Source organism: Hyphomicrobiales bacterium (assembly GCA_030688605.1).
Lineage (GTDB): Bacteria > Pseudomonadota > Alphaproteobacteria > Rhizobiales > NORP267 > JAUYJB01.
Genome location: JAUYJB010000038.1, coordinates 1 through 10,595 on the forward strand (window position 1 = coordinate 1; position 10,595 = coordinate 10,595).

The 10,595-nt window shown below is 65.4% G+C and carries 7 protein-coding genes and 2 tRNA genes; 8 read left to right on the plus strand and 1 reads right to left on the minus strand.

Features of this window, described 5'->3' with window-relative positions; genetic code table 11:
- From Q8P46_04660 to Q8P46_04680, 5 genes are all read left to right on the plus strand, one after another.
- On the plus strand, positions 1-320 hold a 320-nt coding region (locus Q8P46_04660), incomplete at its 5' end, for a TerC family protein (GenBank protein ID MDP2619454.1).
- A gap of 66 nt (positions 321-386) precedes the next feature.
- On the plus strand, positions 387-2,789 hold the full coding sequence (locus Q8P46_04665) for a transketolase (protein MDP2619455.1): 2,403 nt from the start codon (positions 387-389) through the stop codon (positions 2,787-2,789).
- Between the two features lie 71 nt (positions 2,790-2,860).
- Entirely contained in the window at positions 2,861-3,835 is a 975-nt protein-coding gene (locus tag Q8P46_04670; protein MDP2619456.1) for a quinone oxidoreductase, read from the plus strand.
- 256 nt (positions 3,836-4,091) lie between these two features.
- On the plus strand, positions 4,092-7,748 hold the full coding sequence (locus tag Q8P46_04675) for a peptidoglycan-binding domain-containing protein (GenBank protein MDP2619457.1): 3,657 nt from the start codon (positions 4,092-4,094) through the stop codon (positions 7,746-7,748).
- Between the two features lie 124 nt (positions 7,749-7,872).
- Positions 7,873-8,907 carry a hypothetical protein gene (locus Q8P46_04680; GenBank protein ID MDP2619458.1) on the plus strand — a complete coding sequence of 345 codons (1,035 nt, stop codon included), beginning with the start codon at positions 7,873-7,875 and terminating at the stop codon, positions 8,905-8,907.
- An 83-nt stretch (positions 8,908-8,990) separates the two neighbouring features.
- Here the strand turns inward: Q8P46_04680 and rlmB are convergent, their stop codons facing one another.
- The gene (rlmB, locus tag Q8P46_04685; protein MDP2619459.1) at positions 8,991-9,827 is read right to left on the minus strand and encodes a 23S rRNA (guanosine(2251)-2'-O)-methyltransferase RlmB; all 837 of its coding nucleotides are present in this window, start codon (positions 9,825-9,827) and stop codon (positions 8,991-8,993) included.
- 229 nt (positions 9,828-10,056) lie between these two features.
- Here rlmB and Q8P46_04690 point away from each other — a divergent pair.
- From Q8P46_04690 to Q8P46_04700, 3 genes are all read left to right on the plus strand, one after another.
- A tRNA-Tyr gene (locus Q8P46_04690) sits at positions 10,057-10,141 on the plus strand.
- 39 nt (positions 10,142-10,180) lie between these two features.
- A tRNA-Gly gene (locus tag Q8P46_04695) sits at positions 10,181-10,254 on the plus strand.
- 137 nt (positions 10,255-10,391) lie between these two features.
- On the plus strand, positions 10,392-10,595 hold a 204-nt coding region (locus Q8P46_04700; GenBank protein MDP2619460.1), incomplete at its 3' end, for a GTP-binding protein.

The window sequence follows — 10,595 nt, forward strand, 5'->3', positions numbered from 1 at the left end:
TCATCGACATGGTGTTCTCCTTCGATTCCATCATCACCGACATCGGCATCGCCGAGCAAGTCGAGGTGATGATCGCCGCCGTCCTGATCGCGATCATCGAGATGTATCTGGCGTCCGCTCCGATAAGCGGCTTTATCGCCCGCCATCCGACCACCAAGATGCTGGCGCTGAGCTTTCTGATGCTGATCGGCGCGGCGCTGGTCGCCGACGGGGCCGGGTTCCACATCCCGCGCGGCTACATCTACTTTTCCATGGCCTTCGCCGCCGGCGTCGAGGCGGTCAACGTCCTCGCCGCCCGCAGGCGGCGCGCCGGATCCTAAGCGTCTTTAGGCTGTTTTCGGGCCGTGGATGCCAAAGTCCCGCATCTGCTGTAGTCTGGCTGGCCCATGGCACGCGAGCAGATAAGCCGCGCCGGGCCGCATGAGATCGATATTCCGCTGCTTGAGGATATCGAACGCAAGGTCCTGTGGCTTTCGACACAGATCATCCACAACGCCAATCTGGTCCGCGAATCCGTCGACGGGCTGAAGGTCGGAGGCCATCAGGCCTCCTCGGCCTCGCTCGCCACCGTCATGACGGCGCTCTATTTCCGGGTTCTGCGGCCGCAGGACCGGGTGGCGGTCAAGCCGCATGCGAGCCCCGTGTTTCACGCCATCCAATATCTCATCGGCAATCAGAGCCTCGACAAGCTGAAGGCCTTTCGCGGCCTTGGCGGCGCGCAGTCCTATCCCTCGCGCACCAAGGATGCCGACGATGTCGATTTTTCCACCGGCTCGGTCGGTCTCGGCGCCGCGATCACCGTCTTTGCCAGCCTGGCCCAGGACTATCTGCGCGCGCGCGGCTGGGGCAGGCAGTGGCCGGAGGGGCGCATGGTGGCGCTGATCGGCGATGCCGAGCTCGACGAGGGCAATGTGTTCGAATGCCTGCTGGAGGGTTGGAAGCACGACCTGCGCAACTGCTGGTGGGTCATCGACTACAACCGGCAGAGTCTCGATTCGGTGGTTTCGGACACACTTTTTCAGCGTTATCGCGACGTATTCGCCAGCCTCGGCTGGCAGGTCGTGACCCTCAAATACGGCACCAAACTCGAGCAGGCATTCGCAAGGCCGGGCGGCGAACGGCTGCGGCAATGGATCGACGATTGTCCCAACATGCTCTATTCGGCGCTGGTGTTTCAGGGGGGCGCCGCGTGGCGCAACCAGCTCGCCGCCGACCTTGCCGATGCGCCGAGGACGCTGGCGCTTGTCGACGGCCATGACGATGCCGAGCTGCATGCGCTGATGACCAATCTCGGCGGCCACGACATGCCGAGTGTCGTCAGCGCCTTCGAGCAGGCGCCCAGCGACCGGCCGGTGTGCTTCATCGCGTACACGATCAAGGGCAAGGACCTGCCATTCGCCGGCCACAAGGACAATCATGCCGGCCTGATGACGGCTCGGCAGATGGCCCGTTTTCGCGACGCCAACAACATTCTCGAGGGACAGGAATGGGATAAGGTCGCGGGCCTCAATCGGAAGCCGCGCAGCTTGCAGGCCCTGCTGACCTCCGTGCCGTTCAACGCCAAGGGCCGGCGCCGGCTCAAGGCCGCCCGCATCGAGGTTCCGGCGCTGCCGCTGCCGCGCATCCGCGGCCAAATGTCGACGCAGGAGGGCTTCGGCAAGATCCTCGCGGAAATCGCCAAGAGCGGCAGCGCCCTTTCCGACCGGATCGTGACCACTTCGCCCGACGTGACCGTTTCGACCAACCTCGGGCCGTGGGTCAACCAGCGGGCCTTGTTCTCGCGCCAGCAGGAGGAGGACATCTTCCGCGCCCGCAAGCTGATGTCGGCGCAGCGCTGGGACGCCGGCCCCAAGGGACAGCACATCGAGCTCGGCATCGCCGAAAACAATCTGTTCCTGCTGCTTGGCGCGCTGGGGCTTGCCCATTCGCTGTTCGGCGAACGGCTGATCCCGATCGGCGCGCTCTACGACCCCTTCATCCTGCGCGGTCTCGATGCGCTCAACTATGCCTGCTATCAGGACGCCCGCTTCATCCTCGTCGGGACACCGTCGGGCATCACGCTGGCGCCGGAGGGCGGCGCGCATCAGTCGATCGCGACGCCGCTCGTCGGCATCTCCCAGGACGGGCTCGCCGCCTTCGAGCCGGCCCATGTGGACGAGCTTGCCGCCGTGCTCGAATGGGCCTTCGGCTACATCCAGCGCGACGAGGAGGCCGAGGACACGAGCTGGCCGCGCGAGAGCAAGGGCGGCTCGGTCTATCTGCGCCTGTCGACCAAGCCGGTCGAACAGCCGATCCGCGACATGACGCCGGCGCTGAAGGAGGCCATCGTAAAGGGCGGCTATTGGCTGCGTCCGCCGGTCGAGGGGGCTGAGCTGGCGATTGCTTTTGCCGGGGCGCTGGCCGGCGAAGCGGCGACCGCCATGGGCCGCATTCTCGAGCTTGCGCCGGATGCCGGCTTGCTCGCGGTCACCTCCGCCGACCGGCTGAACGCCGGCTGGCAGGCGGCGCAGCGGGCGCGCCAGCAGAACGCCGACCTGCTGGACGCGCATGTCGAGACGCTGTTGCGGCCGCTCGCCCGCAGCGCCCAGATCGTCACCGTTACCGACGGCCACCCCGCCGCTCTGGCCTGGCTCGGGAGCGTTTGCGGGCACCGCGTGCAGGCGCTGGGCGTCGAGCATTTCGGCCAGACCGGGACCGTCCCCGACCTCTACCGAACCTACCGCATCGACGCCGACGCCATCGTCGAGGCGTGTCTCGCCACCCTGCCGAAGGGCCGCCGGCGCTCTTGACCGCGGCAGCCACATTTGCAAAAGCGTGGCTCTGTTCTCGGCCCGGGAACTCCGCTCCAGGAGGCACTCCAATGACGCACGTGATCCAGATCGACCAGCATGGCGGCCCCAACGTACTCAAATGGCGGGAGGTCGAAGTCGCCAGCCCCGGCAAGGGTGAGGTCCGCATCCGCCATCACGCGATCGGGCTCAACTTCATCGACACCTATTTCCGCACCGGGCTCTACAAACCGCCCAGCCTGCCCTTCATTCCGGGCGCCGAGGGCGCCGGCGAAGTCGTCGCCGTCGGACGTGGCGTCAAGGACGTCAAGCCCGGCGACCGCGTCGCCTATAGCGGCGGTCTCGGGGCCTATGCCGAGGAGCGGAACCTAGTCGCGGACCGGGCGGTCAAGATCCCGCGCAACGTGTCCTACGAGCAGGCCGCCGCGATCATGCTCAAGGGGCTTACGGCGCAATACCTCCTGCGCCGCGCCCACAGGGTCAAGCCCGGCGAGACCATCTTGTTTCATGCCGCCGCCGGCGGCGTCGGCCAGATCGCCTGCCAATGGGCCCATGCGCTGGGCGCCACCGTAATCGGCACTGTCGGCGGCAAGCCCAAGGTCAGGCTGGCCAAGGCCGCCGGTTGCCAACACGTGATCGACTACAAGGCCGAGGACTTCGTCGAACGGGTGAGAAAGATCACCAAGGGCGCCGGCGTCGATGTCGTCTATGACGGCGTCGGCAAGGATACCTATCCGGGTTCGCTCGACTGCCTCCGGCCGCTCGGCATGTGGGTGCTGTTCGGCCAGTCCTCGGGGCCGGTGCCGCCGTTCGATTTGCAGACTCTGGCCCCGAAGGGCTCGCTGTTCGTGACCCGGCCGACGATAGCGACTTACACCGCCAAGCGGGAGGACCTGATCAAAGGCGCGCGCGAGCTGTTCCGCGTCGTCGGAAACGGCGCGGTCAAGGTCGCCATCAACCAGCGCTATGCGCTGAAAGACGCAGCCAAGGCGCACCGCGACCTCGAAGCACGCAAGACGACGGGCGCGACGGTGTTGCTTCCCTGAGCGCTCCAAGGCCTGGCGCGTAAAGACTTATCGAGCGCTTAAAGCCTTCTGAAACAGGTCCGATGGCAGGTGGGGGCTGGCATCTCCCGAGGCCTGCGCGCCTTGCCGCTCGATTTGGACCGGTCTATAGTGCCCGAACACCAGGGGCGGTGTACGGCATAAGGAGACGGTGGGTATGTCGAACGCCGGGATTCTGAGCTGCCTCTGGTGGATGCCTCGTTTCTCCACATCGCACGGAAAGAACCGGAAACCGGCCATGTGCGCGCCGATGCGTGTCGCCGCTTCGGCGCTGGCCATGGTGGCGTTCGGCGCCGGCGCGCATGCGCAACCGCGCGACCTGCCGAACGGCGCCGGGGTGGTGACCGGCTTCTCCGGCGTCATGCTCGGTGCGGCGCCGGGCGAATTTGTCCTTGATCCCGACGGCAAAGTTGCGCGCGTGCTCGATCTGTCGAGTCCCGGCTACAACGCCAACGGCAGCCGCTGGGACAATGTCCCGGAAGTCTTGCACGTGCTGGCGCGAGATGCCGGCCAGCTATTCGGCATCGCGGTCGACAATGCGCAACCGGCCAATATCTACGTCACGGCGAGCTCCGCCTACGGGCTTTTCCGTAATCCCGACAATAGCGACTGGATGGACGGCATGTGGGGGCCGAATGGCGGCCCCGGGACCGTCTATCGGCTCAGCGCCGAGAATGCCTACCAGCCGGAGGTCTTCGCCGATCTGACGGTGGACGATCGGCCCAACAGCGGCGCCGGCCTCGGCAATATCGCCTTCGACGAGACCAACAATCAGCTGTTCGTCTCCGATCTCGAATCCGGCATGATCTTTCGCATCGATGCGGCAAGCGGGCAGGTTATCGACCGCTACGACCACGGCGTCGACGGGCGCGCCTACTATCTCGACAGCGAGACCGCGCAATACGCCGTCAGCGATGTCGTCTCCTTCGATCCCGCAAGCGCTCCGCGCATCGCCGACTGCGGCGTGGGGTCCGCCGACGAGGCGGCGGCGCGCTTTTCAGCCGATCCGCAATGCTGGAACATCGCCGACTTCCGCCGTCGCGTATACGGGCTCGGCATTCACGAGGATTTCGAGATTGGCGCCGTGCGGCTCTATTACGCGGTCTGGGGCTCGCAGAGCTTCGGCAACCCGGAATGGGAAGCCGACAGCGACGATGCCACGAATACGATCTGGTCCGTCGGTCTCGACCCTGCCGGCGGCTTCGACCTGCAATCGGTGCGGCGCGAGTTCGAATTGCCGCCCTTCTTCGTCACCGCCGAGGATGTCGACGAGCACGGCGCGAGCCATCCGGTGACCGACATCGCCTTTTCGAGCGCCGATGCCATGTTCCTGGCCGAGCGCGGCGGGCTCAACGGCGTTTCCCTTCCCGGCGACGACGCGGCGACAACCCCGCGGGGCTCGCGGGTGCTGCTGTTCTCGCGCGGCGAGGAGGGGTTATGGCTTGCCGATGGGCGCTTCGATGTCGGCTATGACGAGCGCAGCGATCTCGACCCGCCGCACCTGCGCGCCGCCGCGGCCGGAGGTCTGGCGCTCGGTTTCGGTTACACCGGCTCAGGTGCGCTCGATTCCACCGCGCCGGAAGCGGTCGTGTGGATGACCGGCGACGATCTTTGCTCGTCACTGACGCCATGCCCGAGCACCGACGGCCAGGGTACCGACCCGCGCCCGACCACGGGCATGCAGGGCACGCCGAGCACGCAGCTGGCGGACCTCGCCCAGCCGCAGGCCTATGCGCCTTACCCGAGCCCCGGTCCGGTAACGCCGCCGACGGGACCGGACGCCTCATACATGGTCGGGCTGCAGCACACTGCCGCGCAGCTGAGCCCGGGGCATGTCGGTGATTTCGAAATCTATCGCGCCGCCGGCGAGCAGCCGCTCATTGCCGACGTCCCGGACCTCGCGGTGTCCAAGCGCGTGGTCGCCAATTGCGGCCCGAACGAATTGTGCCGCTTCCAGTTCACCGTCCTGAACGCTGGCACCATCCCATTTGAGGGTCCGATCGTGTTGTCGGATGACATTGGTGGCGGCCTCGTCTATCGGGCCGGAGACCACGGCGAATGGATCTGCAGCGACAGCGGTGCGCAGATCGCCTGCTATTTCCCGCTTGCACGGCTTGCGCCGGGCGAGCGGCTGTCGCTCAGTGTCGATTTCCTGGCGCCCAGCGACATCGCACTGACGCGGGTGCGCAACTGCGTGGCCATCGAATGGCTGAGCCTCGGCGGGCGCGACCAGCTGCGCGCCATCCAGATCGAGCTCGACATCCGCGGCTTCGATCCCGGCCCGCCCGACGGCATTGTGGGTCCGCGCACCAGCGCCGCGATCGCGGAGGCGGAGCGGGCCTTCGGCCTGCCCGAGACGGGTGAGATCTCCGACGATCTGTTGATCGCGCTGTTCGGGCCCGGCGGGGCGCGAGACGGCGACGCGAACCCGCGCAATAACAGCGATTGCATCTATGTGGACATCGAAATTCCGCCGCCGCCGGCGCACCAGGTCCAGATTTCCGCGTTCCACCGCAGATTTGCTTCGCGGCTGCACGATTTCCGCACCAGTGCCCCGATCGAGTTGCATGACCCGGCAATCTCGTCATTCCACCTGCGTTACCGCTCCTCGCTGCATGACGGCGTGACGACGCGGCCGATTCCTCTCCACCGCACCTCGATCTCGGCGTTCCACCGCACGTACCGGTCCGATGAGCACGACCCGAGGACGACCCGGGAACTGCCGCTGCACCATCCGATCATTTCGATCTTCCACCGCACCCTGACCTCCTCGCTGCATAATCCGGTGACCAGCCTGCGTTTGCCCATCCACAATCCGGCTTTGTCCGGCTTCCACCGCACGCGCCGGTCTTCGGAGCACGATCCGAGGACGACACGCGAACGGCCGACCCACAACCCGGTGTTTTCGATCTTCCACCGCACGCGCCGGTCCGATCAGCACGACCCGCGCACGACGCGGGAATTGCCGCTGCACAATACGATCCTGTCGACCCTGCACCGGACCATAAGCTCGGCGCTGCACGACCCGGCGACGACGCGGGCGCGGCCGTTGCACCAGGTGACGATCTCGAATTTCCACCGCACGCGCCGGTCCGACCAGCACGACCCGCGCACGACGCGGGAGCTGCCGGTCCACAGTCCGATCCTGTCGACCTTCCACCGGACGCAGGGTTCGGCGCTGCATGATCCGAGAACGACGCACCCGTTGGTCATTCATTCGGACGTGCTTTCCAACTTCCACCGCTCGAACCAATCCTCGCTGCACGTTTCCGCGACGAGCCGGGCCAGGCCGGCGGTCACGCCGACACCGACGCCGACGCCGGTGCATAGTCCGATCCTGTCGACCTTCCACCGGACGCAGGGTTCGGCGCTGCATGATCCGAGAACGACGCACCCGTTGGTCATTCATTCGGACGTGCTTTCCAACTTCCACCGCTCGAACCAATCCTCGCAGCACGTTTCCGCGACGAGCCGGGCCAGGCCGGCGGTCACGCCGACACCGACGCCGACGCCGACGCCGGTGCACAATCCGCTGCTCTCAGGCTTCCATCGCTCGAACCAGTCTTCTCAGCACGATTCGCGGACAACCCGAGCAAGGCCTGCGCTCACACCGACACCGATCCCGACGCCGACTCCGACGCACAACTCGGCGCTGTCGACCTTCCATCGCTCGAACCAGTCTTCGCAGCACAATTCCGCGACCAGCCATGCAAGGCCGGCGGTCACGCCGAGACCGACGCCGACGCCGACGCACAACTCGGCGCTGTCGACCTTCCACCGCTCGAACCATTCTTCGCAGCACAATTCCGCGACCAGCCGCGCCACGCTCGCCGATCAACCGCCGCTCATACGGGTTCCGCAACCGAACGTCGGGCCGAGAATCCCGGAGAAGTAGGCTGCGTTGGGCGCGACGCGGGGTCGATCGAGCCTTGTTTCGCAGCGTCGTTGCGCCGAAGTCGTGATCATCGGATGTCTCGGTCGCCAATATCCGAGCGCAACAATGGAGGGCTTATCCGGCCATGGTTCTGCAACGCAAGATGAGCCTGACTCGAAGCCTGGCCGTCTGCGCCGCACTGCTGCTGTCGGCCGGCGCCGCGGCGGCGCAATCCGGCACCAACGGCGTGTCGCTCAACCAAACCTATGTCGAGGGCGTTCGCACGGCGCCCGATTTCGCCATCGACGACATCGCCAGCGTCTTCGGGCACGTATTTTCCGAACTTTCCGACCGGGTGACCGTGTACCCGACCGAGAACTATTTCTATTTCACCTTTGGTTATAAGGGCTTGGTCTATGCCGGCAATATGCGCCTCGATATCAAGGACCGCGACGAGGGCGTCCTGCATTTCGCCTATTTCAACCAGACGCAGGACTGGAGCACGGAACTGGTGACCCAGTACCGTCCGCTTTCGATTGTCGACGGCGTTGAGGTGGAAAAAGTCGAAGACCTGCTCTACCGGGTGACTTTCAAGGGCAAATCCGTGCTGTTCGCTCTCAATGATCTGCGCGGCGTGCAGCCGCCGCCGCAAATGGTCGGGGAAGGGGAGACCTATCTCGGCCCGGTGTTTGACGAATCCGGCCTGCAATTCTTCCTGATGTTCCACAAGCAGGATGGTCGGTTCATGTTCGTGCTCGATGAAACCGGCCCGCAATCGGAGGAACTCGTCGCCTACAGCGACGGCGATCCGTCGATCCTGCTCGGCATGCGCACCGGGTTCGCATTCTACAAGGACCGCTACTTCGACCGTAAGCTGCTCATCGCCGTCTATGCCGGCAATGTCGAGAACAACAATTATTTCGACGGGCCGTTCGACCAGCTGCCCGACAATTTTTTCAAGGGCGATGAGCTGAAGCAGGCCATTCTGGCGCTCTATCCGGACCTCGAAGACGAGATCGACCGGTTCGGCAATTTCAAGGAGCAGGAGGGGCGCTTCTTGGTCAATCCCTACATCAATTACAGCTTCTTGAACGAGCTCGATGGCTATCGCCGCTGCGGCGACGCCGGGCTGACGCGTCCGGCCTATTATCGCTGCCTACAGCCGGCAGACGGTCAATAGTCTCCAGAGCATGTTCCGCAAAAGTGGGAACCGGTTTTGCGAAAAGAACATGCTCAACCGAATAGATAAGACCGAAATCCGATTCAGATTTGGTGGATTTCAGTCGAGTCGGTCGATTGGGGTCCGAGCGTTGCGGCGCGGGAAAGCGCGTAAAGAGCGATCGCGGCGGCGTTGGACACGTTCAGGCTATTGATCTTTCCCGGCAGGGCGATGCGCACCAGCACGTCGCATTCCTGCCGCGTCAGGCGGCGCAAGCCGCCGCCTTCCGCGCCGAGGACCAGCACCGCCGGCGCGTGGCCGGCGACCGTTTCCAGCGCGGTTTCGGCTTGCCCATCGAGGCCGAAGATCCAGTACCCGGCCCGTTTGAGCTCCTTGAGCGTGCGGGCGAGGTTGGTGATCTGCACATAGGGGACGTGCTCCAGGGCGCCGGAGGCGGCCTTGGCAAGCGCGCCGGAGGGCGCCGGCGCTCCGCGATCGGGCGCGATCACGGCCGCGGCGCCGAAACCGGCCGCCGACCGCAGAATGGCGCCGACATTGTGCGGGTCGGTGACCTGGTCGAGCGCGATCAGCGGCGAAGCCGGAACGATCTGCGCCAGCGTGGGCGGGGGTAGGGGCTTGACCTCCGCCACCACGCCTTGATGCACCGCGCCCTCGGCAAGGCGCGCGCCGATCTCCGCGCTTTCCGCAATCCGCGCCTGAAGCCCGCGCCGGGCGAGCGCCGGGGCAAGACGCCGGGCAACGGCTTGGGTGGCCGTGACGCTGACCACCTCGCGGCGCGGATTGTCGAGCGCGGCCTCTACCGCGTGCAAGCCGTATAGCGCCAGGAGATGGCGCGGCGCGCGGTTGCCGGGGGTTCGGCCTGGCGTCTGCGCCGTGGCGCCGCGGGGGATGCCGGAGCGCCGGCCCTGGTATTTGCTCATGGATTGCGTTATATAGAAACCGTCATTGCTATGCACGAATTCTGCCGCCCGGCCCGGTTCCGGCCGGTGCGGGGGAATTCGCGTGTTTGTTTCGCTTTACCGGTTGACACACGGCTGCGACATCACCATAAACGGCGGACATTCCTGCCGGCTTCGGCGGGGCGGGGGTTGTTTGCGCAAATGGCAGGGCCACGCCAATTTGCAAATGCTTATGTGTACGGCCCGATCCGGAGGGGTGCCCGAGTGGCTAAAGGGGACGGGCTGTAAACCCGTTGGCTATGCCTACGTTGGTTCGAATCCAACCCCCTCCACCAACACCTGGTTCCAGTGGCGGGCTTTAATGGAGAATGCAGGCGGGTGTAGCTCAATGGTAGAGCAGCAGCCTTCCAAGCTGACGATGGGGGTTCGATTCCCCTCACCCGCTCCAGGGAAGATGCAGCCGCCCCAGGGCGGGACGACGCGGGGGTACCGGATGGCCGCAGGTGTCGCTTCAGGTTGGACCGCATGATGGATCATTCCGAACCCACCAGGGACCGATAAACGCAGCGGTGAACGAGAGCTCCAATGGCGAAAGAGAAGTTTGCGCGGACCAAGCCGCATTGCAACATCGGCACGATTGGCCATGTCGACCATGGCAAGACGACGCTGACGGCGGCGATCACCAAGGTTTTGGCGGAGGCCGGCGGAGCGACCTTCACCCCGTTCGACCAGATCGACAAGGCGCCGGAGGAGAAGGCGCGCGGGATTACCATTTCCACCGCGCATGTG

Excerpts from the sequence above, each read along its gene's own strand:
- Q8P46_04665 (MDP2619455.1), top strand. The coding sequence starts at position 387 with ATGGCACGCGAGCAGATAAGCCGCGCCGGGCCGCATGAGATCGATATT.
- Q8P46_04670 (MDP2619456.1), top strand. The coding sequence starts at position 2,861 with ATGACGCACGTGATCCAGATCGACCAGCATGGCGGCCCCAACGTACTC.
- Q8P46_04675 (MDP2619457.1), top strand. The coding sequence starts at position 4,092 with ATGTGCGCGCCGATGCGTGTCGCCGCTTCGGCGCTGGCCATGGTGGCG.
- Q8P46_04680 (MDP2619458.1), top strand. The coding sequence starts at position 7,873 with ATGGTTCTGCAACGCAAGATGAGCCTGACTCGAAGCCTGGCCGTCTGC.
- rlmB (MDP2619459.1), bottom strand. The coding sequence starts at position 9,827 with ATGAGCAAATACCAGGGCCGGCGCTCCGGCATCCCCCGCGGCGCCACG.